19 protein-coding genes and 1 pseudogene are annotated in these 25,481 nt (G+C 54.0%); 13 read left to right on the top strand and 7 right to left on the bottom strand.

The genetic code is table 11. The features are described 5' to 3' along the window. Window positions 1-45: 45 nt before the first annotated feature. Together groL and AAIE03_RS16040 are read left to right on the top strand one after the other, a co-directional pair. Entirely contained in the window at window positions 46-1,695 is a 1,650-nt protein-coding gene (gene groL / locus AAIE03_RS16045; RefSeq protein ID WP_013024301.1) for a chaperonin GroEL, read from the top strand. A 192-nt stretch (window positions 1,696-1,887) separates the two neighbouring features. Next, on the top strand, window positions 1,888-2,238 hold the full coding sequence (locus tag AAIE03_RS16040) for a DUF4156 domain-containing protein (protein WP_014606760.1): 351 nt from the start codon (window positions 1,888-1,890) through the stop codon (window positions 2,236-2,238). A gap of 161 nt (window positions 2,239-2,399) precedes the next feature. Here the strand turns inward: AAIE03_RS16040 and epmB are convergent, their stop codons facing one another. Then, a complete protein-coding gene (gene epmB, locus AAIE03_RS16035) occupies window positions 2,400-3,428 on the bottom strand; it encodes an EF-P beta-lysylation protein EpmB (RefSeq protein ID WP_013024303.1) in 1,029 nt (342 codons plus the stop codon). Between the two features lie 40 nt (window positions 3,429-3,468). Between epmB and efp the strand changes: the two genes are divergently transcribed. The 3 genes from efp to AAIE03_RS16020 all read left to right on the top strand — a co-directional run bounded on the left by efp (window position 3,469) and on the right by AAIE03_RS16020 (window position 4,454). Continuing rightward, window positions 3,469-4,035, top strand: coding sequence for an elongation factor P (efp, locus tag AAIE03_RS16030; RefSeq protein WP_013024304.1), 567 nt, complete (start codon window positions 3,469-3,471; stop codon window positions 4,033-4,035). 48 nt (window positions 4,036-4,083) lie between these two features. Continuing rightward, window positions 4,084-4,215 carry an entericidin A/B family lipoprotein gene (locus tag AAIE03_RS16025; protein ID WP_024472200.1) on the top strand — a complete coding sequence of 44 codons (132 nt, stop codon included), beginning with the start codon at window positions 4,084-4,086 and terminating at the stop codon, window positions 4,213-4,215. A gap of 104 nt (window positions 4,216-4,319) precedes the next feature. Then, window positions 4,320-4,454: an entericidin A/B family lipoprotein gene (locus AAIE03_RS16020; RefSeq protein ID WP_014606758.1), complete on the top strand. Its 135-nt coding sequence runs from the start codon at window positions 4,320-4,322 to the stop codon at window positions 4,452-4,454. A 40-nt stretch (window positions 4,455-4,494) separates the two neighbouring features. Here the strand turns inward: AAIE03_RS16020 and AAIE03_RS16015 are convergent, their stop codons facing one another. Continuing rightward, the gene (locus tag AAIE03_RS16015; protein ID WP_013024307.1) at window positions 4,495-5,019 is read right to left on the bottom strand and encodes a lipocalin family protein; all 525 of its coding nucleotides are present in this window, start codon (window positions 5,017-5,019) and stop codon (window positions 4,495-4,497) included. Between the two features lie 134 nt (window positions 5,020-5,153). Between AAIE03_RS16015 and epmA the strand changes: the two genes are divergently transcribed. Then, window positions 5,154-6,131 carry an elongation factor P--(R)-beta-lysine ligase gene (epmA, locus tag AAIE03_RS16010; RefSeq protein WP_029569496.1) on the top strand — a complete coding sequence of 326 codons (978 nt, stop codon included), beginning with the start codon at window positions 5,154-5,156 and terminating at the stop codon, window positions 6,129-6,131. Window positions 6,132-6,215: 84 nt separating this feature from the next. Here the strand turns inward: epmA and degS are convergent, their stop codons facing one another. The 3 genes from degS to zapG form a co-directional block, all read right to left on the bottom strand. Beyond that, window positions 6,216-7,277 carry an outer membrane-stress sensor serine endopeptidase DegS gene (gene degS, locus AAIE03_RS16005; protein WP_013024309.1) on the bottom strand — a complete coding sequence of 354 codons (1,062 nt, stop codon included), beginning with the start codon at window positions 7,275-7,277 and terminating at the stop codon, window positions 6,216-6,218. A gap of 89 nt (window positions 7,278-7,366) precedes the next feature. Next, a complete protein-coding gene (degQ, locus tag AAIE03_RS16000) occupies window positions 7,367-8,749 on the bottom strand; it encodes a serine endoprotease DegQ (protein ID WP_014595149.1) in 1,383 nt (460 codons plus the stop codon). A gap of 109 nt (window positions 8,750-8,858) precedes the next feature. Beyond that, window positions 8,859-9,260, bottom strand: coding sequence for a Z-ring associated protein ZapG (gene zapG, locus AAIE03_RS15995; RefSeq protein ID WP_006121720.1), 402 nt, complete (start codon window positions 9,258-9,260; stop codon window positions 8,859-8,861). A gap of 177 nt (window positions 9,261-9,437) precedes the next feature. Between zapG and zapE the strand changes: the two genes are divergently transcribed. The 5 genes from zapE to sspB all read left to right on the top strand — a co-directional run bounded on the left by zapE (window position 9,438) and on the right by sspB (window position 13,074). Beyond that, complete coding sequence (gene zapE / locus AAIE03_RS15990) at window positions 9,438-10,565, top strand: cell division protein ZapE (protein WP_029569497.1); 1,128 nt, start codon at window positions 9,438-9,440, stop codon at window positions 10,563-10,565. A gap of 225 nt (window positions 10,566-10,790) precedes the next feature. After that, window positions 10,791-11,219 (top strand): 50S ribosomal protein L13, encoded by a 429-nt coding sequence (gene rplM, locus AAIE03_RS15985; protein WP_006121722.1) that lies wholly within the window; start codon window positions 10,791-10,793, stop codon window positions 11,217-11,219. A 15-nt stretch (window positions 11,220-11,234) separates the two neighbouring features. Beyond that, entirely contained in the window at window positions 11,235-11,627 is a 393-nt protein-coding gene (rpsI, locus tag AAIE03_RS15980; protein ID WP_006121723.1) for a 30S ribosomal protein S9, read from the top strand. 316 nt (window positions 11,628-11,943) lie between these two features. After that, complete coding sequence (gene sspA, locus AAIE03_RS15975) at window positions 11,944-12,585, top strand: stringent starvation protein SspA (RefSeq protein ID WP_498563085.1); 642 nt, start codon at window positions 11,944-11,946, stop codon at window positions 12,583-12,585. 3 nt (window positions 12,586-12,588) lie between these two features. Then, window positions 12,589-13,074, top strand: a complete 486-nt coding sequence (sspB, locus tag AAIE03_RS15970; protein WP_013024314.1) for a ClpXP protease specificity-enhancing factor — start codon at window positions 12,589-12,591, stop codon at window positions 13,072-13,074. A 113-nt stretch (window positions 13,075-13,187) separates the two neighbouring features. On the opposite strand, the gene AAIE03_RS15965 is transcribed toward sspB, so the two are convergent. Both AAIE03_RS15965 and AAIE03_RS15960 read right to left on the bottom strand, forming a co-directional pair. After that, complete coding sequence (locus tag AAIE03_RS15965; protein WP_013024315.1) at window positions 13,188-14,945, bottom strand: sulfite reductase subunit alpha; 1,758 nt, start codon at window positions 14,943-14,945, stop codon at window positions 13,188-13,190. A gap of 177 nt (window positions 14,946-15,122) precedes the next feature. Next, the gene (locus AAIE03_RS15960; RefSeq protein WP_022622360.1) at window positions 15,123-20,654 is read right to left on the bottom strand and encodes a glutamate synthase-related protein; all 5,532 of its coding nucleotides are present in this window, start codon (window positions 20,652-20,654) and stop codon (window positions 15,123-15,125) included. Window positions 20,655-21,544: 890 nt separating this feature from the next. Between AAIE03_RS15960 and arcB the strand changes: the two are divergent. Both arcB and mtgA read left to right on the top strand, forming a co-directional pair. Next, window positions 21,545-23,964 (top strand): annotated as a pseudogene (gene arcB, locus AAIE03_RS15955) (aerobic respiration two-component sensor histidine kinase ArcB). Between the two features lie 796 nt (window positions 23,965-24,760). Further along, window positions 24,761-25,480 (top strand): monofunctional biosynthetic peptidoglycan transglycosylase, encoded by a 720-nt coding sequence (gene mtgA, locus AAIE03_RS15950; RefSeq protein ID WP_013024318.1) that lies wholly within the window; start codon window positions 24,761-24,763, stop codon window positions 25,478-25,480. Window position 25,481 lies beyond the last annotated feature (1 nt).

The following is a 25,481-nucleotide window of genomic DNA, read 5'->3' as shown; positions in this document are numbered from 1 at the left end:
TTACGCGTAATTCACTGAACGAAACGAATTTAAGGGAAATTTGAAATGGCAGCTAAAGACGTAAAATTCGGTAATGACGCACGCGTAAAAATGTTGCGTGGCGTGAACGTACTGGCAGATGCAGTAAAAGTTACCCTGGGCCCGAAAGGCCGTAACGTGGTTCTGGATAAATCTTTTGGTGCACCGACCATCACTAAAGATGGTGTTTCTGTTGCGCGTGAAATCGAGCTGGAAGACAAGTTCGAAAACATGGGCGCACAGATGGTGAAAGAAGTTGCCTCTAAAGCGAACGACGCGGCAGGCGACGGTACCACCACGGCAACCGTGCTGGCGCAGTCCATCATCACCGAAGGCCTGAAAGCCGTTGCAGCGGGCATGAACCCGATGGATCTGAAGCGCGGTATCGACCAGGCGGTCATCGCTGCGGTTGAAGAGCTGAAAAAACTGTCTGTTCCTTGCTCAGACTCTAAAGCTATCGCTCAGGTAGGGACTATCTCTGCTAACTCTGATGAAACCGTCGGTACCCTGATCGCTCAGGCGATGGAAAAAGTGGGCAAAGAAGGCGTCATCACCGTTGAAGAAGGCACCGGCCTGCAGGACGAGCTGGACGTGGTTGAAGGTATGCAGTTCGACCGTGGCTACCTGTCTCCGTACTTCATCAACAAGCCAGAAACAGGTGCTGTTGAGCTGGAAACCCCATTCATCCTGCTGGCTGACAAGAAGATTTCTAACATCCGTGAAATGCTGCCAGTGCTGGAAGCCGTTGCGAAAGCAGGCAAACCACTGCTGATCATCGCGGAAGACGTAGAAGGCGAAGCGCTGGCGACGCTGGTGGTGAACACCATGCGCGGCATCGTGAAAGTGGCTGCGGTTAAAGCACCGGGCTTCGGCGACCGCCGTAAAGCCATGCTGCAGGATATCGCTATCCTGACCGGCGGTACCGTGATCTCTGAAGAGATCGGTATGGAGCTGGAAAAAGCAGCACTGGAAGATCTGGGCCAGGCGAAGCGTGTCGTGATCAACAAAGACACCACCACCATCATCGATGGCGTGGGTGAAGAAACCACTATTCAGGGTCGTGTCACTCAGATTCGTCAGCAGATTGAAGAAGCCACCTCTGACTACGACAAAGAAAAACTGCAGGAGCGCGTAGCGAAACTGGCAGGCGGCGTTGCCGTTCTGAAAGTGGGCGCAGCAACTGAAGTTGAAATGAAAGAGAAAAAAGCACGCGTTGAAGATGCCCTGCACGCAACCCGTGCTGCGGTTGAAGAAGGCGTGGTTGCAGGTGGTGGTGTGGCGCTGGTTCGCGTTGCAGCACAGCTGACCGAACTGCGTGGTCAGAACGAAGACCAGAACGTGGGTATCAAAGTTGCGCTGCGCGCAATGGAATCTCCACTGCGTCAGATCGTTTCTAACGCCGGCGAAGAGCCTTCTGTTGTGGCGAACAACGTGAAAGCAGGCGACGGTAACTACGGTTACAACGCGCAGACTGAAGAATACGGCAACATGATCGACTTCGGTATTCTGGACCCAACCAAAGTGACCCGTTCTGCTCTGCAGTACGCGGCATCGGTTGCTGGCCTGATGATCACCACCGAATGTATGGTCACTGACCTGCCGAAAGGCGATGCGCCAGACTTAGGTGCAGGCGCTGGCGGTATGGGTGGCATGGGCGGTATGGGCGGCATGATGTAATCGCCCCTGACGCTTGCGTCATAAGAACCCCCGATCGGAAACGGTCGGGGGTTTTTCTTTTGCAGAGGAAAGGGTATAAGTAGGGGCGCAACGGTTACGTTGGCACGGATTAGGGCAATGAATGTTCAGAAAAAATGCGTGTTTTTCTGCTACGCTGCCATCCGACACTGATGATAATAAATGGGGATTATAATGCGTATTAACCTCTTGCTCGGTCTTACGGCTGGTGCGTTATTGCTTGCAGGCTGCAGCAGCTCAACCGACCTGACTTCTGCTGGACAGCGCGTCACCTTTACCGATCAGCAGCCTGGCAAACAATGTCAGCTTCTGGGCAGCCTGACCGGCTCGCAAAGTAACTGGTTAAGCGGAGCCGGTGGCGAAACCAGCGCGCTGCGCGGTGCAGCTAACGACCTGCGGAACCGTGCTGCCGAAATGGGCGGAAACGTCATTTATGGCGCAACCAGTCCTACACAAAACCTGCTTTCAGCCTTTGCACCACTCGACAGCAAGATGACCGGCCAGGTCTATAAATGCCCTAACTGATCCTGCGCTGAACAGGCAACATTTTTTGAGACGACCGGCCAATGTGCCGGTCGTTTTTTTAGCGTTTATCAATGGCTTTTAGCCGCCAGTGCAACGGGTTGGCAGCCCGCTGCTCGGCGGAAATGAGGCTTGCGGCTACCGGGCTGTGTGCCGCCCGTGATTTATTCCTGCCGAAGTTGCAGATCCAGCGGGGTTTTACTGGGTTCCCCGCCGATCTCACGTGCCAGCTTCGGCACCAGATAACCGGACACCCGCGGCAGCAGGCTACGCATCAACGCCCGGGCTTCTTCATCAGAAACGAAGAAATGCGCTGCGCCCTGCACTTTGTCCAGCACATGCAGGTAGTAGGGCAGAATGCCGGCATCAAACAGCGCATTGCTCAGCGCCGCCAGGGTTTGTGCATCATCATTCACGCCGCGCAGCAGTACGCTCTGATTAAGCAGCGTCACGTCAGCACGTTTCAGGCGCAGCATGGCATCACAAAGCGCCTCATCAATCTCACGGGCGTGGTTGATGTGGGTGACCATCAAGACCTGAAGCCGCGTTTCCGCCAGCGTCTGACACAGCGCCTCGGTAATGCGATCCGGAATCACGACCGGCAGTCGACTGTGAATACGTAGCCGTTTCAGATGCGGGATAGCGCCCAGCGCGTCAATGAGCCAGGCCAGCTCATGATCTTTTGCCATTAACGGATCGCCACCCGAAAAGATGATCTCATCCAGTTCAGGATGGGCGGTAATATAATCCAGCGCGGCCTGCCAGTTACGCTTGTTGCCCTGATTATCCTGATAGGGAAAATGACGGCGGAAGCAGTAGCGGCAGTTCACCGCGCAGCCGCCTTTGACCAGCAGCAATGCACGGTTTTTATATTTATGCAGTAATCCCGGCACGACGCTATTTTGTTCGTCCAGCGGATCGGTGCTATAACCTGGCGCGTCGACAAACTCCTGACGGCTGGTCAGGACCTGGAGTAGAAGGGGATCCTGCGCATCGCCTTTTTTCATTCGCCGGATAAAGGCGCGCGGCACGCGCAGGGCAAAAAGTCGGCGTGCGTCGCCGCCAGCAGCCAGATCCGGATGATGGTCGAGCGCTAAAAGTTGCAGTAATTCATGAGGATCAGTGACAACATCAGCAAGTTGCTGCAACCAATCTTCTCTGGAAGGGGAATTTAGGGTTACAATGTGTGCCATTTTTTTGGCTATTACCAGTTAATATCTACAGAGGGCCTTTATGGCGACTTATCTTAGCAACGATTTCCGTCCCGGTCTTAAAATCATGTTCGAAGGCGAACCTTATGCCATCGAATCAAGCGAGTTCGTTAAGCCGGGTAAAGGTCAGGCGTTTGCACGTGTAAAAATGCGTCGTCTGCTGACCGGTTCACGCGTTGAGAAAACCTTCAAATCAACTGATTCTGCCGAAGGCGCAGACGTGAAGGATATGACGCTGCAGTACTCTTACAACGACGGCGATTTCTACTACTTCATGCACCCGGAATCTTTTGAGCAATACCAGGTTGAAGCAAAAGTGCTGGATGAAGTGCAGAAGTGGTTGCAGGACAACGCGGAGTGTATCGTAACCTTGTGGAACGATAAACCGATTGCGGTTCAGCCACCAAACTTTGTTGAAGCGGAAGTCATTGAAACTGACCCAGGCCTGAAAGGTGATACTGCCGGTACGGGCGGTAAGCCAGCAACGCTGTCTACGGGTGCAGTCATTAAAGTGCCATTGTTCGTGCAGATTGGCGAGGTGGTGAAGGTTGATACCCGCTCTGGCGAATACGTGTCACGCGTAAAATAACCCTGAAAGGCGCATCCTGTGATGCGCCTTTTTTTGAGTGAGTTCACCATGAAAAAACGAGCAAAACTTATCGCCTTGGCGTTGCTGGTGGCTTCTGGACTAAGCGGCTGTAACACCTTCCACGGTTTTGGCGAAGACGTATCTCACCTGGGCGGCGCAATCTCGCGCGCGGCTAAATAAGTTATTCCTGCCTTCCTTTTTTCGGCGGCTCAGGCTCGCGACGTTGCATAATCAGTCTATGCTTTAAAAGCTGTACCTATAATGCAACCAAAAAGGATATGGATATGTTGAAGAAAAGTATTGTTGCGATTTTCTCTGTGATGATGTTCTCTGCACTGCTTTCTGGCTGCAACACCACGCGCGGCGTCGGCGAAGACGTTGAAGCGGGCGGCCATGCAATCCAGCGTAGCGCGCAGTAACGGTAAAACCGGTACGAACGTTTTTCGTACCGGCCTTTCTCTAGCCCTGTTTCACCCAAATCAGCTCATCTACCGGGAAACCGGCCTGGCGTGCCTGCTGCACCAGCTTGTGTTTCACACCTTCATCCAACTGCGGCGTCCGTGACAGTATCCACAGATAGTGGCGGTTAGGCCCGCATACCAGTGCGTAACGGTAGTCAGGATCCAGCGCTATCACGTTATAGCCACCGTAGAAGGGCCCAAAGAACGAGACCTTGAGTGCCGCACGCTGTTTATCGCCGGTGAAGTAGGCTTTACCCACGCTCTCCTGCCAGCGCTGCTTTTTAACGTTATAGCCGCGATTAACGACTTTCAGGCCGCCATCCTCACGTGGGCTGTAATTTGCCGTAACCTGTTCGAGGCCGCGTTCAAAGCCATGATCCAGCCGGGCTATCTCGTACCACTGACCGAGGTAACGCTGACTGTCGAAGTTTTCAACGACGGTAACGTTTTTTGGCGGTGTGGTCGTGCAGGCGACGGACAGGAAGGCACTCAGGCTGGCGACCAATGTTTTCCATGGAGACATAAAAAGATTCCTTTGTTATTTAACCTGTTAATTATAGAAGCCGGTCAGTTTATTGGACAGGCTTGCGCCACGATTGTTTGCCACTGACATTACGAGTAGACTTCCCTCCCTTATTTGTATCAGGAGCCGTCACCATGAGTGAAACGACAAGCTGGCAACCTGGCGCTTCGATTGCCAATTTAATTAAACGCGCAGCCATTATTGCTGAAGTGCGTCGTTTCTTTGCCGATCGTGGCGTACTGGAAGTCGACACGCCCGCGATGAGTCAGGCCACGATTACCGACATTCATCTGGTGCCATTCCAGACGCGCTTTGTCGGCCCTGGCCTGTCTGAAGGCCGCGATCTCTGGCTGATGACCAGCCCGGAATACCACATGAAACGCCTTCTGGCGGCCGGAAGTGGCCCTATCTATCAAATGGGCCGCAGCTTTCGCAACGAAGAGGCCGGGCGCTACCACAACCCTGAATTCACCATGCTGGAGTGGTATCGCCCCCATTACGATATGTACCGCCTGATGAATGAGGTCGACGATTTGCTGCAGCAGGTGCTGGAGTGCGACAGCGCGGAGTCGCTCTCTTATCAGCAGGCCTTTATTCGTCACCTTGAGCTGGACCCGCTTTCTGCCGACAAAGCGCAGCTGCGTGAGGCGGCGGAAAAACTGGGTGAGGGCGAGCTGGCCAGTCGGGAAGAGGATCGCGATACCTTGCTGATGCTGCTGTTTATGCTGGGCGTGGAACCGAAGATTGGTCAGGACAAGCCGTGTTTTATCTACCACTTTCCGGCCAGCCAGGCGGCATTAGCGGAGATCAGTACGGAAGATCATCGGGTGGCAGAGCGGTTTGAGGTGTATTACAAGGGCATTGAGCTGGCGAATGGCTTCCGCGAACTCACCGACAGCCGTGAACAGCGCCAACGCTTTGAGCAGGATAATCGTCGGCGTGCGGCGCGAGGGTTGCCGCAACATCCCATTGATCACTACCTGCTGGCCGCGCTGGAGCACGGCATGCCGGCCTGTTCGGGCGTTGCACTGGGCGTGGACAGGTTGATTATGCTGGCGCTGAAGGCAGAGTCGCTGTCGGAGGTGATTGCGTTTCCGGTAGACCGCTGCTGACGCTTAACGCCGTGCTGACAGAATGGCGCAGCGCCGTTTAAGCTGATAAACAAGGCCTCCAGTGGGCCTTGTTTGCGTTCACCGCTACTGACTGCTGTCCGGAAACTCCTGAATCGTCACCGGGAAGGTCAGCTTTTTGTCATTACGCAGCACCTGCACATTCACCACCGAGCCGGGACGAATTTCCGCAACCTGGTCCATGGTTTCCTGTGCGGAGAGCGCCGGTTTACCGTCTACGCTCAGCAGCACATCATTGGCCTGGATACCGGCTTTCTCAGCCGGGCCGCCCGGCGTCACCACGCTGACGATAATGCCCTGAACCCGATCGAGACTGTTGCCCTGGCCGTGAAGCGGCGGCACTTCGCGGGCGGTAATGCCGATATAGCCGCGAATGACCCGACCATCACGGATGAGCTTATCCATTATTTTGGTTGCCAGCGCGGTGGGGATAGCAAAACCAATGCCTTCGGGCGTTTCGCCATCGCTGCTTTTATCGAACGTCAGGGTATTGATGCCCATGAGTTCGCCCAGCGAGTTAATTAGTGCGCCACCGGAGTTCCCCTGATTGATTGATGCATCCGTTTGCAGGAAGTTCTGGCGGCCTGACGAGCTAAGTCCGACGCGGCCCGTGGCGCTGATAATGCCCTGTGTGACCGTTTGTCCCAGGTTATAGGGGTTGCCGATGGCCATCACCACATCGCCAATGTGTGCGACGCGTTTGGGATTAATCGGAATAACCGGCAGGTTTGACGCGGTAATTTTTAGCACGGCCAAATCGGTCATGGCATCTGAACCCACCAGCGTGGCTTCAAAAAAACGGCCATCCTGTAGAGCGACGATGATCTGATCGGCATTATTGATAACGTGCTTGTTGGTCAGGATATAACCCCGGTTATTCATAATCACGCCAGAGCCCAGCGTGGTAATACCGCGGTTGTTGTTCCCATGCGCGCTGCGGTTGTAAACATTCACAACGGCAGGCACGGCACGCCTCACCCCTTGATTAAAGCCAAAGGGCGTTTCATCGTTACTGTCATTTTGACTATACAGGGCAGCACCGCCCAAACGCAGTGCGGGCAGCGCTGCGAGCAAGATGCCCGCAACAATCAGTCCCAACACCACTGAACGCAAGAGTTTAAGAAACATGGTGTTAAATCACGTCAGGGGAGAACGTTGGGGAGAATAACATGAGAGCGGCGGACACACACGTGCTTGTGTCCGCCATCGTGCGGGGTTTATCTCAATAACAGATAGATACTTTCCTCACCACGAACCACATTCAGCGCCATCACCGGCGGTTTGGCTTCCAGCACCTTGCGCATTTCGGCAATATTCTGAATTCGCGTGCGGTTGACGCCAATGATCACGTCATCTTTTTGCAGGCCGACCTGTTCAGCCGGAGTGCCTTTTTCGATGGCATCAATCTTCACGCCTTTATCACCGGTTTTGGTCTGACCATCGCTCAGAGTCGCGCCCTGCAGGGCTGGAGAAAGCAGCTGTGCGCTGGCCGTCGTCTGGGCGCTTTGCTCAAGGGTGACATCAACACTCACCGGTTTACCTTCACGTAGCAGGCCAAGCTTCACTTTCTCACCTGGTGCCGTCGTGCCGATCTTCACCCGCAGTTCTGCGAAGCTGGTAATCGGTTTATCGTTGACCGAAACAATGATATCGCCTGACTTGATACCAGCTTTTTGCGCCGCAGACTGGGGCAGCACTTCAGAAACGAACGCGCCGCGCTGTGCGTCAACGTTAAACGCTTTTGCGATGTCCGCGGTCATCTCGGTACCTTTGATACCCAACTGACCCCGTTTGACTTCGCCGTACTTAATCAACTGCTCGGCCAGGTTCATGGCCATATCGCTCGGAATCGCAAAGCCAATGCCGATATTGCCGCCACTGGAGGCCAGAATGGCGGTATTAATGCCGATCAGCTCGCCGTTCAGATTAACCAGCGCACCGCCCGAGTTACCCCGGTTAATGGCGGCATCGGTCTGGATAAAGTTTTCCAGCCCTTCGAGATTCAGGCCGCTGCGGCCCAGTGCCGAAATAATTCCGGAGGTCGCTGTCTGACCAAGGCCAAAAGGATTGCCGATGGCCACGGCAAAATCACCGACTTTCAGCTGATCCGAATCGGCGACTTTTATCTGCGTCAGGTTTTTCGCGCCCTGAATCTGGATCAGAGCAATGTCGGTCTGCTCATCGTGACCAATCAGTTTGGCATCATATTCGCTGCCATCGCCGAGCTGGACGTTGATCTTATCCGCGCCGTTGACCACGTGGTTATTGGTCAGAACATAGCCTTTGGCGGCATCAATGATGACACCGGACCCCAGCCCCTCAAAGGGTTGAGGCTGGCTTGGGGCGCCACCGGGCAACTGGCCAAAGAAACGCTTAAGCGGCTCGGGAATATCCTGTGTCTGGGCCTGGGCATCAGACTGGGTGCCTTCAACGTGCACGCTGACCACAGCAGGTAACACTTTTTCCAGCATCGGTGCCAGGCTGGGAAGCGGCTGGCTCTGAATCTGTGCAGGTAGCGTCGCCATCGCGCCGGGCGCAGCGGCAAGACTCATTCCAATACTCAAGGCTAATGCGCTTAACAGTCGTGCTTGTTTTTTCATTGCTACAACGCTCTCGCTGCAAAAATGGGGGGAGTAAATCAATGAGACAGCCGTTTGCGGCCGGGGTTCGCAAAAACAGCGGGCACAGCGTCACTGTGCCCGATCATGCTTAGTCGCGGACGGCGCGTTCACCACGCAGTAAGCCAGAGGCGCCTTCAGAGTAGTCACGCGGCATTTGCACCGGTGCCTGATCGTTATCCGCTTCGGCTTCGGTCAGTTGCCATGCAAAGGGGTTTTTGTCCCCGGGCATGTTCGGCAGCAGGTCGTTGGACCCTTTCGCCATGTGCTGATAGAGCTGACGGTAATCACGCGCCATGTTATCCAGCAGCTCTGCGCTCTGCGCAAAGTGGTTGGTCAGCTCTTCGCGATAATCTGCCAGCTCGGCTTTCGTCTTATCCAGTTCGTACTGCATGCTGCGCTGCTCACGCAGCTTCCGGTTGCCAAAACGCATTGCGACTGCGCCGACAATAATACCTACCACTAAACCAATTAGCCCGTATTCCCAGGTCATAATGACTCCCGTGTTATTTCCGTTGTTCCGTAGGGCGTTGCACCACTTAATAATAGTCACTATACCCGTTAATCTTATGGATGTGGAACTCTGGAGCGCCATGCCTTAGTGTAGAGCGGCCTTTTTTTCGACAAACGACGTTTGAATAAGACAAAATTCAGGGACACTGAGCGAACCATGCAAACCTCATCTCCGCTTGCCCGCTATGAGCAAGCGCTATCACAGGGCGATTTCAAGCCCGACGACGTACAGCGTGAAGCGATTACCCGCTTAGATGCTATCCAGCAAGGGCTGATCGCGCGTCAGCACACCACCGAACTTCCCTCGCAGGGGCTGTTAGGTCGTCTGTCGAAGCTGATGGGAAAAGAAAAGTCGCAGCCCAAAGCGCCCGTCCGTGGCTTGTATATGTGGGGCGGTGTTGGCCGGGGGAAAACCTGGGTAATGGATCTGTTTTTTCAGTCTATTCCTGGCGACCGCAAACTGCGCTTACACTTTCACCGTTTCATGCTGCGCGTGCATGAAGAGCTGACCGAACTGCAGGGGCACAGCGATCCGTTGCTGATCATCGCCGACCGCTTTAGAGCAGAAACCGATATTCTCTGTTTTGATGAGTTTTTTGTGTCTGACATCACGGATGCCATGCTGCTGGGAACGCTGATGGAAGCCCTGTTTGCGCGCGGCATCAGCCTGGTTGCGACCTCGAATATTCCGCCTGATAACTTGTACAAAAACGGCCTGCAGCGTGCCCGTTTTCTGCCCGCCATCGAGCAGATTAAGCAGCACTGTGAGGTAATGAATGTCGATGCGGGCATTGATTACCGTCTGCGTACGCTGACGTCCGCGCATTTGTGGACGTTTCCTCTGGGGCCGGAAACCTACGCCGAGATGGACCGCATGTTCCAGGCGTTGTCAGGCGAAAAACGCGACAGCGCACCGGTGCTGGAGATCAATCACCGTAAAATGCCGACCCTGGGCGTGGCAGAAGGGGTGATTGCGATTGATTTTAAAACCCTGTGTGGAGAAGGGCGCAGCCAGCATGATTATATTGAGCTGTCACGCCGCTTTCACAGCGTCCTGCTGTTCGATGTACCGGTCATGATCTACAAGACGGAAGATCAGGCGCGGCGTTTTCTGGCGTTGGTGGATGAGTTTTACGAGCGCCATGTCAAACTGGTTGTCGCTGCAGAAACCTCCTTGTTCGAAATTTATCAGGGGACGCGCCTGAAATTTGAATATCAGCGCTGTCTGTCCCGTTTGCAGGAAATGCAGAGCGAAGAGTACCTGCGGCTGGCGCATTTACCCTGAGATTCCAGGTAATAAATGAAAATAGGGTTCGATTTTTGTAATCGACTTCTCTATAATCTTGCGACCCCACGTTACAGCACAGGATTTTTTTCCCAAATCCTCTGCGTTCCGGTAACGCTATCCGAAGGGGTGGCTTGCTGGTCAAAATGGTCGTGTGAGCCTCATTCGTTTACTTAAGCGTTTGGGATTTCACCAACGTGTAACTTAATTTGGGTAAGCTTTTCGATGAAAACTTTTACAGCTAAACCAGAAACCGTCCAACGTGACTGGTATGTTGTTGACGCAACTGGCAAAACCTTGGGTCGCCTGGCGACTGAACTGGCGCGCCGTCTGCGTGGTAAGCATAAAGCGGAATACACTCCGCACGTTGATACTGGTGATTACATCATCGTTCTGAACGCTGAGAAAGTTGCTGTAACCGGCAACAAGCGTTCTGACAAGATTTACTATCACCACACTGGTCACATCGGTGGTATCAAACAGGCGACCTTTGAAGAGATGATTGCTCGCCGTCCTGAGCGCGTGATTGAGATCGCGGTTAAAGGCATGCTGCCGAAGGGCCCGCTGGGTCGTGCTATGTACCGTAAACTGAAAGTTTACGCAGGTAACGAGCACAACCATGCGGCACAGCAACCGCAAGTTCTTGACATTTAATCGGGATTAAAGGCAATGGCTGAAACTCAAAACTACGGCACTGGTCGCCGCAAAAGCTCATCCGCACGCGTCTTCATCAAGCCGGGTAGCGGTAACATCGTAATCAACCAACGCTCTCTGGAGCAGTATTTCGGTCGCGAGACTGCACGCATGGTCGTGCGTCAGCCTCTGGAACTGGTTGATATGGTTGGTAAACTGGACCTGTACATCACCGTTAAAGGTGGTGGTATCTCTGGTCAGGCAGGCGCGATCCGTCATGGTATCACCCGCGCTCTGATGGAGTATGATGAGTCACTGCGTGGCGAACTGCGTAAAGCAGGCTTCGTTACCCGTGATGCTCGTCAGGTTGAACGTAAGAAAGTCGGCCTGCGTAAAGCACGTCGTCGTCCTCAGTTCTCCAAGCGTTAATTGTTGCTGCTTCGGCAGACACAGTTGGCACAAAAAACCCGCTCCGGCGGGTTTTTTATTTTTATTCTCAGGTCATCCTGTCGTATAAAACCACAATACTGTTCGCATTTTACCCGCAAAAATGCATTCCCCCACCCACAAGCTGCCTAAAATCTGGTAAACTCTGTGTCACTTTGCGCCCGCAAGCTGGCGCGTTATGCGCCTCGCATTAGTCGGGGGTGGTTAGCGCGGATTGCGAGCGAGTTCTATGAGCAGGTGAGTCGCCGTGTGGTTGGCCATTCGCAGTAACTTTTTGTGAACAAACTGGGAGGTTTTCATGGCTGTCGCTGCCAACAAACGTTCGGTAATGACGCTGTTTTCTGGTCCTACTGACATTTTTAGCCATCAGGTACGTATCGTGCTTGCCGAGAAAGGTGTCAGCGTAGAGATCGAGCAGGTCGAAATGGATAACCTGCCGCAGGATCTGATTGACCTCAATCCGTACCGCACTGTGCCGACGCTGGTAGATCGCGAACTGACGCTGTACGAATCACGCATCATCATGGAATATCTGGATGAGCGTTTTCCCCACCCACCATTGATGCCTGTCTATCCGGTTGCACGTGGCGAAAGCCGTTTAATGATGCACCGTATTGAGCAAGACTGGTACAGCCTGATGAGAAAGGTTGAGAACAGTAGCTGTCAGGAAGCTGAAGCGGCGCGTAAGCAGCTGCGTGAAGAGCTGCTGGCTATTGCTCCTCTGTTTGGGCGTACGCCATTCTTTATGAGCGACGAGTTCAGCCTGGTAGACTGCTATCTGGCTCCGCTGTTGTGGCGTTTACCGTCAATGGGTATCGATCTGCTCGGGTCGGGCTCTAAAGAGCTGAAAGGCTACATGAACCGCGTATTTGAGCGTGACTCCTTCCTTGCTTCACTGACTGAAGCTGAACGTGAAATGCGCCTGCAAGCCCGGGGCTAACGTATGGAAATGTCGCAACTCACAGCCCGCCGACCTTATTTGCTGCGTGCTTTTTATGACTGGTTACTGGATAACCAGCTCACACCGCATCTGGTCGTCGACATCAACCTGCCTGGCGTTCAGGTTCCACTCGAATATGCCCGCGATGGTCAGATCGTACTGAACATTGCGCCGCGTGCCGTGGGTAACCTTGATCTGGGCAATGACGAAGTCTCGTTTAACGCACGTTTTGGTGGCGTACCACGTCAGGTGAATGTCCCAATGGCGGCCATACTCGCCATCTATGCGCGTGAAAACGGCGCAGGCACGATGTTTGAACCTGAACCGGCCTATGAAGGCGGCACACAGGAATTTGCTGAGAATCAGGAAGAGACGGTCATGTCAGTGATTGACGGCGACCGCCCTGATGATGCCAGCGATGACGATAATTCACCGGATGACGATCCCCCGCCACGTGGTGGCCGTCCCGCACTGCGCGTGGTGAAATAACACAGAATACCCGTCACCTGACGGGTATTTTTTTGCCTGTCTGCCAGCCGGTAACAGGCATAAAAAAATCCGGGAACACAGGTTGCCCGGATTTTTGCTTTCTGCCGCAGCGATCAGTAAACGTCGCGCAGGTAGCGTTTCTCTTTCTTCAGCTGATCGATGTAGTCAGCGGCCCGTTCACTGGAGAGCCCGCCAAACTGACGTACGATTTCATACAGCGCGCTATCCACGTCTTTCGCCATGCGTGATGCATCGCCACACACGTAAAAGTGACCGCCTTCCTGCAGCCAGGCATAGAGCTCTGCACCCTGTTCCAGCATCCGGTTTTGCACGTAGATTTTCTTGTCCTGATCGCGTGAGAACGCCAGATCGAGACGCGTGAGCAGCCCGCTTTCCTGCCAGGCCGTCAGTTCTTCGCGATAAATGAAGTCGTGTTCCTGATGCTGATCGCCAAAGAACAACCAGTTTTTACCCTGAGCGCCTGTTACCTGACGCTCCTGCAAAAAGGCGCGGAACGGGGCGATACCAGTGCCGGGGCCGACCATAATCAGCGGAGCGTTGCCGTTAGCCGGAACGCGAAAGGCTTTGTTGGGTGAGATGAAGATCGCGGGCTTTTCACCACGGCGTACACGCTCAGCCAGATAGGTAGAGCACACGCCGCTGCGGTTGCGGCCACCGCTGTGATAGCGCACTGAGGCGATGGTCAGGTGAACCTGATTCGGATGCGCTTTTGAGCTGGACGAGATGGAGTAGGCGCGATGCTGCAGCGGGCGCAGCAGGGCGACGAACTCGGGTACGCTCAGGCTACGCGTCAGTTCGAGCTGGAGCAGATCCAGCGTATCTTTGCCCCATAGCCAGACACCGAGCGCATCTTTGTCGTCGTGCTGAAGCACGTGACGCAGCTCCTGGTTGGTGGTGTTTTGGCCCACCCACTCGATCAGCTTGCGTGAAGGCTCTGAAATTTCAAACTGGTAGGTCAGCAGGTCGCCCAGGCTCCTGTCGAATCCCGGCACCGGCGTCTGGTAATCGGCGTTCAACTGGGTAAGCAGCAGGCTGACCAGCGACGGCTCGTTGACCGGAATCACGCCAAGTGCGTCACCGGCTTCATACTTCAGGCCGCTGTCGGTGAGATCAAACTCGACGTGGCGAATATCTTTTGCCGATTGCTCACTCGACAGGCGTTTATTGGTGATCAGGGCTGCCGCATACGGATTCGATTTGTTGCTGCCAGGAATAACCGGCGCTTCCGGGGCGCTCTCCAGCACCGTGCCGCTGCTGCCTGCGCTGCTGGCAAACTGGGGCATCGTGCTGTTAATCCACTCATTTGACGGCTCTTCGTAATCAATATCGCAGTCAATGCGGTCAACAACGCGCTTTGCCCCAAGCTGTTCCAGGCGCATATCCAGGAACTTACCTGCCTGACAGAATCCGTCATAGCCGGTATCGCCAATGGCCAGCACGGCGAAGTGCATCTGCTCCAGACGTGGCGCGGTGCTGGCGGAAATCGCGTCCCAAAACAGCTGGGCGTTGTCGGGCATTTCACCTTCACCATAGGTCGAAGTGACAATCAGCACGTGCCGCATGGTAGCGAACACGTCGAGATCCACATCGCCTAATGCCTGAACGACCGGCACCAGACCTTTGGCACGGGCTGACTTCGCCGCTGACTGGGCCAGCGCCTCAGCATTACCGGTCTGAGAACCATAAAGGATGTGCAGTTGGGTGGTCGCGGCAGCGCTGCTGCCCGCAGCCGGCTGCTGTTTGTCTTCCAGCACCAACAAACGGGAGTGCAGGCCAGCCAGGAAGCCCGCCAGCCAGTATTTCTGATCACCATTGAAAGGTGCATCTTCAGGAATATATGGAATTTTCATGGATACCTTTACTCAATCCCGCTCTTAACCGTCATGCTTCGCTGTGCCGATGGCGGGCGGTTCCTGTGCCCTCAGCAACAGCCTGCTGCTGAGAGGATAAGGATGCCGCTGCGCCCGGCACGTCGAACAAATCAGGGTCATCATCATTAAACACAGTTCTGTTCACTGAGCCTGCTGTCAGGCCAGTTTACCCACGGCCGCTGCAATTTCAGGTAACGCCGCACGCGCAAACAACTCTTCAAAATCAGGCAGGCGACCGAGAATGTCGCGGTTGCAGGCATCCTGATACATGATCCAGCCGTAAGTGGCCAGGCTGTCCATTGAGCGGATATTACGTTGCGTCAGTGCCGCTTTGTAATCGGACATGCGTTTTGAACCGATCAGGCTGGCCAACTCGCTGTCGCTATAGCTTTCAATCGCTGCTCGCGCATGGCGTTGCAGCTTACTCACCAGTGAAAAGTCTTCGGTCATCAGCAGATTCCGCACGGCTTTCTCCACGGCGGCGTCTTCAACCGGCGTGCCTTTCGGCAGCTTGCTGAGTGCCAACTGCTGGGCAAAGCTCAGTACGGTGTAGTTATTCAGTAAAACAAACATTTCCTGCGTATCTGTCGCGCCATAAGCCGGAACCGCGCCGTCGGCAATGGTCTTGCCTTCGCGCCAGGCGGCTTTAAACTTGGCAACCTGATGGCCTGCCAGCGCCGTTGACAGCTCTTCCAGCAGATCCTTGCGGGACTTGGCCTTCAGAATTTCACCGCCATCCTGGTAAAGCAGCAGGGAACGCGGCATAACGTAGACAAAGTGCTGACATTCGGTTTCCCAGTGCTCCAGCAGCCAGGCGGCACGCGGAGACTGCGTGGCCTCCAGGTGCCAGTTCAGCATGGTGAGAACCGCCTGCTTATGAATCTGTGCCAGCTCATCCGGGTCAGCGATTGAGCCAAACAGAACGGAGTCGCCCGCCGCATGGCTCGCCAGTGAACCATAGGGATCGTACTGATAAGCAAAGCCGCCGCTCATGCCGTTACCGAAGCCTTTACCAAAGGTGCCCAGGTTTAACACTGCGCCGTTGGTCATGTATTCGCAGCAAAAGTCACCGACGCCTTCCACCACCGCAGTGGCACCGGAGTTACGCACCGCGAAGCGATCGCCGGCCTGGCCCTGAACGAACAGACGGCCGCCGGTGGCGCCAAACAGAGCGAAGTTACCGATCAGAACGTTGCCATCGCTGTCCTGCGCGCCGCCGCCCGGTGAGAGCACGACCAGTTCGCCGCCGCACTGACCTTTGCCGACGCCATCGTTGCAGGTCCCACGATGTTTCATCAGCATGCCGTCATTGCAGAAGGCCCCGAAGGACTGACCAGCAGAGCCGGTCGTGGTGATTTCTACGGTGGCAGGTGCCAGATAGCGACGACCGCGATCGTCACGCAGCACGGCCGGCATTGCCTGAATCTGTGCAGCCGTCAGGGTGTGATTCAGCATGCGCTCAATATCGATAGCTAACTGGCCGCCCACGCTTTTATTGCGGTTGTTGAGTACGACATCCTTACCCAGTTGCAGAGAGGTTTTACCCTGATCGACCAGTTGCTGGCTCAGTTCTTCAACCCAGCGGTCATCCAGTTCAAAATCTTTCTCCAGATAAACTGGCTTAGCAATCTTCAGCTCGGGCACCACGGTCAGCATGGCACGCAGGTCCAGCTTACCGACTTCCAACGGGTGATCCATCAGATGAAGCAGATCGGCGCGGCCACGGGCTTCACGCAGGGAACGCAGGCCCATACGCGCCAGAATCTCACGCACTTCATGCGCCACGTTCAGGAAGTACTGTGCCAGCTGGCGCGGATCGCCATCAAAGGCTTCGGCGTTAGTGGTTAATCCCGCCGGGCATTTAACGTTACAGTTCTTCGCCATCACGCACTTCAGCATCATCAGCGCGGTGGTACCAAACTCAAAGCTGTCGCCGCCCAGCAGTGCGGATTTCACCACGTCGCTGCCGGTTTGCTGTGCGCCTGAGCAACGCAGCAGAACTTTGTCGCGCAGGCCGTTTGCACACAGGGCCTGGTGAACTTCGGCGATACCGATTTCGGCAACGCGACCGGTATATTTCAGGCTGGTCACCGAGGCGGCGCCTGTACCACCCGTGTTACCGGCAACGTTAATCACGTCAGCACCGGCTTTCGCCACGCCCACGGCGATGGTGCCAATACCTTCAGATGACACCAGCTTCACAATGACGCGCACGCGGGCCGCTTTACAGTCGTGAATCAGCTGCGCCAGATCTTCGATAGAGTAGGTATCGTGGTGCGGCGGCGGAGAAACCAGCTCAACGCCTGGCGTGCCGCCGCGTGCGGCGGCGATCTCTACGGTAACTTTTGCCGCCGGAAGCTGACCGCCTTCACCGGGCTTGGCGCCCTGGCCGATTTTGATCTCAAGCTCTTCCAGCATCGGATCGGCCAGGTAGGCCGCCCAGACGCCAAAGCGGCCTGACGCCAGCTGTTTGATACGTGAAGCGCGAATGGTGCCGTGACGGGAGTAGTGCTCACCGCCTTCTCCACAGTTACTCATGCCTCCGACCATGTTGGTGCCATGCGCAACGGCTTCATGCGCCGGTGCGACCAGCGCACCGTGACTCATCGCGCCAGACGCGAAAGTGCGGGTAATTTCGCTCGCGGGCTGAATATCGCTCAACGGCAGCGACGGCAGCGCCGTGAAAATGCGTGACAGGTAGTCCGCCGCTTTGCCGCTGGCGGTGACTTTCAGGCCGCCAGCAACCACTTCTGCGGTTTCAATCTCGTCGTTAAAACGGGCTTTCAGCGCACGTGACAGGTTGAGCAGGCGTTCACTTTCTGGTTTCAGTCCGGCAATGGCATCGGTCAGACGCAGCATAAAGGCATTCTGGCTGCCCTCAATGGCGTCACAGACCAGGCCGCGGGTGGCAAAACCATTGTTAGTCAGCGAGTAGCGACCCAGCTTACGCCGGAATTCGGCCTCACTGTCGATGTGGGTAAGATCTGCCGGGAAGGCCAGAATATCGCGCAGCGCGGCTGGGCGGCGTTTGCGCTCTTCGTACATCAGGCTGGAGAACTGACGATAATCGGCCGTAATGGCAAAATCATTCATCACCTCATCCGGGATGCGCTCAAAGCTGCTGTCTTTAAACGTCTCCGGCTTGATGCCAAAGGCATTGTCCAGACGGGCCAGCGTCATCAGACGAATAAAGTTATCCTCTTCACGCGCTTTGTCCGCGAAGCGAATCGGCTCTTCCGTCATATCAATAAAGGTGCGTACGGCAATGGTGCCGTAAGAGTGGCCTGCGCCCTCTGCACGTTCTTTAAACAGGCCTAACAGCGGCACTTCGGACTCGCCCTGAATTTTCAGTGCGCTCTGATGCCAGTCCACCGCCATCTGAGCGATGGTTGCGAAGCCCGCGCCGCCCACTGGCGTTTTGATGTTTGGAAAATACTTTCTCAGTACCGGGTCATCGGTATTCAGGAAGTTAGGCTCGAAGAACTCGCCGCTGCTGTAGCTCTCAACGGTACACAGCCCCACTTTACCCATGGTTTTCATCAGGGCTTTTTCGGCCGCTTTAGCGTAGCGTTTAAAGGCTTTGTTGCCTTCTTCGCCTTCACCAAATTTTTCCTCAGCACGCATTTGCACGCCGAGCGGATAAACGGCTGACGCGCCAAAGCCCAGCGTAGCCGCAATATGGTGAGAAGAGATGATCTGTCCGCTCTCCACCACCAGCGACACATCCAGGCGTAAACCTTCCTGTACCAGACGCTGGTTAACGGCAGAAATGACCAGCAGCATGGGCAATGCGGCCTGGGTAGAAGAGATATGGCGATCGGTCAGTACGGCAATGCCGCCCTCTGAGCGGGCAAAATCCACCACCTGCTGTGCCAGATCGTCAATCGCTTTTTCCAGCGCGCTGGCGTTCGCTGTGCGGCTCAGCAGATCTTTGCCGGTGACCGGCTCGTAAAGCATTTCGAAGCGAGCGTAAGGGGCCACGTTCTGCTCGCGCAGCTGCAGCATGTCCAGATGGGTCAGAATCGGGGTTGGCACAATGATCTGCCGACCTTTACTGCGGCCCAGATGCGGTTTAGCGCCCAGCGCCACGCGCAGCGTCATGCCATCCGCTTCGCGAATGGAGTCCAGTGGTGGATTGGTCACCTGGGCAAAGCGCTGCGAGAAGTAGTGCGCCATGCCGCCTTCATGATCGGAGAGGCCGTTAATCGCATTGCCGTAACCCATCGCAGAGATTTTCTCGGCGCCGGTGTTCAGCATCGGATCCATCATGAACTTAAAGCTTTCCTGGTTGTAGTAGTACGCCACGAAGCGCTGATAGGTTTTCAGATCGCCGCGATAGCGCAGGGGAGAACCCTGTTGTTCAGCAGGAATAACCGGCAGCTCTCGTAAATCGACACGCGACTTGCCGAGCAATGCCGCATAGTCTTTTTCAGCAGCCAGCTTCTCCAGCGCCTGGTGCGTGGTGTAACTGCGCTTTTCGCGATGGTCAAAATACAGCATGCCGCCGGCTTCAATACGGCCACGGCGCAGCACGCTTTCAGGGGGAAAGGCAATTTGTCCCGCTTCGGACATGGCACCGATGTATTCCGCCGTTTCGATTGAACGCAGCGGGCGCAGCCCCAGGCGATCAAGACGCGCACCGATTACCTCGCCGTTACCAAAAATTAAGGCGGCCGGGCCATCGTTTTTCTCTTCATAAAGCGAAAAGTATTCCAGCATGTCACGCACGGCAGGGGAGAGCGCGGTATCGTTTTCCCAGGCAGGCGGCATCATCGACACCACCGCGGTGATCAGGTCCAGATCGTCTTCCATCAGGCGGCTGTGAATGCTCTGATCCAGTCGCGAACTGTCTGACTGGCCTTTCGGACGCACAATAGTTTTGCCACGGGCGGAAGCCAACGCAGATTCGGCGATGCGGTTTTTACGATCGGTATTCAGCTCACCGTTGTGGGCCATCAACCGGAAAGGCTGTGCCATGGTGGTGTGCGGATCGGTATTCGTTGAGAAGCGAGTATGGAAAAACAGTCCGCGTACGTGATGATCGGGATCGGTCAGATCTTTGAAGTAAGGGATCACTTCATTCGAATTCAGGCGCGCTTTAAAGACCTGGGTGCGCGACGACAATGACAGTGGATATAACCCGCCAAATTCGGTTTGGGTAAAGGCTTGTGCCTCGATCGTCAGCAGGGCGCGATAAATCAGTTTTTCGAAATCGATCTGATTGCTGATGTCCTGAGGTGCGGCAAAAATCCACTGCACAATGGGAAGCTGAAACTGCATGGCAGCCGGGCGCGTGACGCTGTTATCCAGCGGCATTTCACGCTTCAGGATAACCGGCAGATTAAAGCGATTTAGCGTCTCTTCGACTAAACGTTCGGCATTGGCGCGCAGTTCCGTGTCTTTCGGCACGAAGAAGTTACCTACACCAAAGCGTCCGGCCTCAAGCGCCTGACCGGTAATTTTACGGAAAAAATGCAGGGAAAGATCGACGTTAACCCCGGCGCCATCGCCCACGCCTTCGGCGGACATACCGCCACGGTGCGGAACCGTACAGAGTGCGCTGTGCGCCATGCGCAGAATTTCATGAGTCTGCTCGCCGTCCTTACGGGTAATGAAACCTACACCACAGCTGTCACTTCCTGCTGCTGGGTCATATAAGCCATAGGAATCAGGTTTTTTACTGGACATTGAGGGTCTCCTTAAAACTGCTTTAGACATTACCTGCATTGTTTCAGGCACTGAGTTCAACTGCACACTTCCCAGCGCAAATTCTTTCATTTCCGCGCCTGACAGCCTGCGCGATTGGGTTTTACGCACTTTTCATCGCCAGGAGAAAGGTCCCTTGAGGCGTTGCGCTTGATTTTTCCGTTCTCGAAAGGAGATGACTCAAACCATGTGGGCGTCATGTTGCATAGATATGCCGTGACACGTATCCATCATGAAAGCTTTCAGCGGAATTCCAACTTATCGGGAAAGCGAATCGAGGTCAAATAGTGATACTGACACAGTTTAATCCCGTCTTTGTATCCTTAACTGAATGAATTTATTATTTTTTTATGTCTAAAATGTGTCAGTTTGCCATTCAGGTATAGGGGATGAAATGTGAACTGTATCACTGTGCAGAAGGCGTGAAATCACTGAAGTATGCTGGCGATAAGGGACTAAACAGCATCAAATGCTGCTGCAGGCAGTGTAAGCACAGGATGTATCTGTTTTTCTTATAGCACCAAATTTGAATGAATAAGGGCATCATGATTAGCAAAATTAATCACGTCAGGTTGCTTAAAACTGCAATTTATATGAATGAGTATGCATGAAAAGCATGGCGTCGCGATAACAGGAGGTTATTTGGCGAAAAAGCAGAGGCAGTAATAGCCCGCCTTGCAAAAAGGCGGCCTTACAGATTCATTGAGTTAGCACAATTAGTCAAGGGTTTTAGCATTAAGGAGCTGAACGTCGGCGAAGAGACCGTGTTTTGCACCATATAAGTGCATCCGCGCGGCGATCTTACCTTATGCACTGCGACGACAGCGAAATAAATACGCTATCATGTGGCTGTTCTCATCCAGGGAGTGTTTATGAAACAGATTCGCCTGCTGGCGCAATATTATGTTGATTTAATGGTCAAGCTTGGCCTGGTACGTTTCTCGCTGCTGCTGGCCTCCGCGCTGGTCGTGCTGGCGATGATTGTGCAGATGGCGGTCACCATGGTACTGCGTGGCCACGTCGAAAGTATCGATATGGTGCGTTCGGTCTTTTTTGGCCTCTTAATCACGCCCTGGGCGGTCTACTTCCTTTCTGTGGTGGTTGACCAACTGGAAGAGTCTCGTCAGCGTCTGGCAAGGCTGGTGGATAAGCTGGAAGAGATGCGCACGCGCGATCTCGAACTAAATCAACAGATGAAAGAGACCATCTCACAGCTTAATAATGAAATCGCCGATCGTAAAAAAGCTGAGGAAGCACGTGAGCAGGTGATGGCGAAGCTGCGTGAAGAGGTGGCGCGCCGCGAGCAGGCGCAAATTGAGCTGGAGCAACAGTCTTCCTTTCTGCGTTCGTTCCTGGATGCCTCACCGGATCTGGTCTTTTACCGCAATATCGACAAACAGTTTTCGGGCTGTAACCGGGCCATGGAGCTGTTAACCGGCAAAAGCGAAAAACAGCTTATTGGTCTGACGCCTCGCGACATCTATGACAACGATACGGCCACCAAGGTGCTGGAGACAGACGAAAAAGTCTTCCGGCATAACGTCTCGCTGACCTATGAGCAGTGGCTGCAGTATCCCGATGGCCGTAAAGCCTGTTTTGAGATCCGCAAAGTGCCCTATTATGACCGCGTGGGTAAGCGCAGTGGGCTGATGGGCTTCGGACGCGATATTACCGAGCGTAAACGCTATCAGGACGCGCTGGAGAGTGCCAGCCGCGAGAAGACCACCTTTATCTCAACGATCAGCCACGAGCTTCGTACGCCGCTTAACGGCATTGTCGGGCTCAGTCGCATCTTGCTGGATACCGATCTGAACCAGGAGCAGCTTAAGTACCTGAAAACGATCCACGTTTCCGCGATTACGTTGGGCAACATTTTCAATGACGTCATTGAAGTCGATAAGATCGAACGCCGCAAGGTTCAGCTGGATAACCAGCCGGTCGACTTCACCAGTTTCCTGGCCGATCTGGAAAACCTCTCAGGCCTGCTGGCTCAGCCTAAAGGGTTGAAGTTTGTCATGGCGCCACAACTCCCGCTGCCGCATAAGATCTCGACTGATGGCACGCGCCTGCGGCAGATTCTGTGGAATCTGATTGGTAACGCGGTGAAATTCACCCAGCAGGGAGAGATCGTCGTACGCGTCGCGTACGAGCAGGATGAAACGCTGCGCTTTGAGGTTCAGGACTCAGGGCAGGGGATTCGGCAGGAAGAGCAGGATAAAATTTTTGCGATGTATTATCAGGTTACCGATCAACACGGCGGGAAGCCGGCGACCGGAACCGGTATTGGTCTGGCAGTGTCACGCCGCCTGGCACAGGCCATGGGCGGGGATATCAGCGTAAACAGCGCACCGGGGCAGGGCTCCTGCTTTACCGTTGTGATAAAAGCGCCACGCATTGCAGAAGAAGTGGAAGATGAAGGCGTGGACGACCCGCTTCCGCTCCCTGCTTTGCACGTCCTGCTGGTGGAAGATATTGAGCTGAATGTCGTTGTTGCACGCTCGGTACTGGAAAAACTCGGATGCAGCGTAGAAGTGGCGATGACTGGCAAGGCGGCACTGGAGATGTTTGATCCGCTTGAGTTTGATCTGGTGCTGTTAGATATCCAGCTGCCGGACATGACCGGGATGGATGTGTCACGCGCCATCCGTCAGCAACATCCAGACGCAAACCTGCCGCCGTTGGTGGCGTTAACGGCCAACGTGCTGAAAGACAAAAAAGAGTACTTCGACGCTGGCATGGACGACGTGCTCAGTAAGCCCCTTGCCGTGCCCGCGTTAACGGCCATCATTAAAAAGTTTTGGGACTATCAGTCTGAGAGCGATGCGCAGCCGGCCAGGTTCGTGAATAACAGTAAAACCGATGCAATACTGGATGTTCCTATGCTCGAACAATATCTGGATCTGGTGGGGCCGAAGCTGATTACGCAAAGCCTGACTATGTTTGAACAGATGATGCCGGGTTATCTTGAGGTGCTGGATTCCAACATGATGGCGCGTGACCAAAAAGGCATTGCTGAGGAAGGGCATAAAATCAAGGGTGCAGCAGGCTCGGTTGGGTTACAGCATCTTCAGCAGGTGGCAAAGCAGATTCAAAGCCCTGAACTACCGGCATGGTGGGACAACGTGGGCGAATGGGTCGAAGAACTGAAGCGTGAATGGCAACACGATGTGCAGGTACTGCGCGAGTGGGTTGCTGAAAAACAGCGTTGATACAAAAAAATGACCCCAGCCGAAGCCGGGGTGCGCTAATACTGCGCCAACACCAGGGAAAAAGACGCTGCTGCTATGCTTAATGTTATTCATGCAACAGCGGGGTATTGGTTAACACTTGCAACACCTTAGCAAATTCAAATTACTTTGTGACAAGATTCATTAAAATTTGTGATGTTGAACCGCGTTTAAATACAGGAAACATTAATTCGACAACATAGTCAAGCAATGAATCAATTTTACCGTCGTATTGGTTGTTTTTTAATCAAACCTACTGTTTTTTGTACGGGCTTAAGCCAAATTTGTTAACAAAACCTGTGTTGCGCGCGGTAACCAAAATTTTTTGCCGTAGCTTGCGAGTAAAATAGATATAAACTTATGATAATAAAGAATAATGAAGAAAACAGGTCGATCGGACCCAAAACGTTTCGGGTCACCGGATCTTATCTCATCATCAAAAGGTTTTGCCGATAGAAAGTCTTTTATAATTCGGCAAAAACATAGAGTTAAAATAACGCTGTGTGACAAATAAATCCCTTAGCAAGGTCACTGAGTGAACATTTTATCAGCAGGTGCCGTGAGGGCTTTTTACAGTCCGCAGAATTATATATAAGTTTTGTGAAACATTGAGGTGTGGGATTGTCACAAAATGGTATCATCTTTTTAGAACGGTGAGCGCATTACAAAAAAGATGGAACCGATTCCTTACGCGTGGAAGTAATTGAACTCATTCAAACTATTGTTGCATTCAGAATGCATTTTCATTGTTTTGTTATAAACGTTGCACAATGTAGCAGCGCATTTGTCAGTAAAAAAGTGTACGCCGGGCAGTGGTCACGCCTGAAATTAATTAACGCATAAAAATCTTGAGACGAGCGCATGAGTAAGCATAAAGGGAACCTGTGGCGGCGCGTGAAGCCTGTAGTGATGCGCATTGTGTTTATTTGGCTGGGGCTGTGGCTGGCGGGCATTCTGCTCTTTTCGTTCATTCCTGTCCCCTTTTCAGCCGTGATGGCAGAACGTCAGGTAGGTGCCTGGTTCAGGGGCGATTTTGGCTACGTCTCTCATTCGGACTGGGTAGGAGCAGATGAAATTTCACCCTGGATGAAACTGGCCGTCATCGCTTCTGAAGATCAACACTTCCCCGACCATTGGGGGTTTGACGTAGCGGCAATCCGGTCCGTACTGGACGACAGTGACAGCCGGATGCGCGGAGCATCCACGCTGTCACAGCAAACGGCAAAAAATCTGTTTTTATGGGATGGCCGGAGTTGGGTGCGTAAAGGACTGGAGGCGGGATTAACCGTCGGGCTGGAAACCGTATGGACCAAACGGAGGATCCTGACGGTTTATCTGAATATCGCGGAGTTTGGCAAAGGCACGTTCGGAGTAGAGGCGGCTTCACGCCGCTTCTTTCATAAACCTGCCAGCCGATTAACCCTGTCCGAAGCGGCGCTGCTGGCTGCTGTCTTGCCTAATCCGCTGCGCTTTCGCGCAGATGCACCTTCAGGCTATGTCCGTCAACGCCAGCAGTGGATCCTGCGCCAGATGCGTCAGCTGGGTGGCGAAGGCTTCCTGCAGCGCAATCACCTGAACTGAC

The sequence above is a fragment of the Pantoea sp. Ae19-2 genome, from assembly GCF_059801205.1.
The sequence above is the reverse complement of the archived record's forward strand: the minus strand, read 5'-3'. Positions and strand labels throughout refer to the sequence as shown.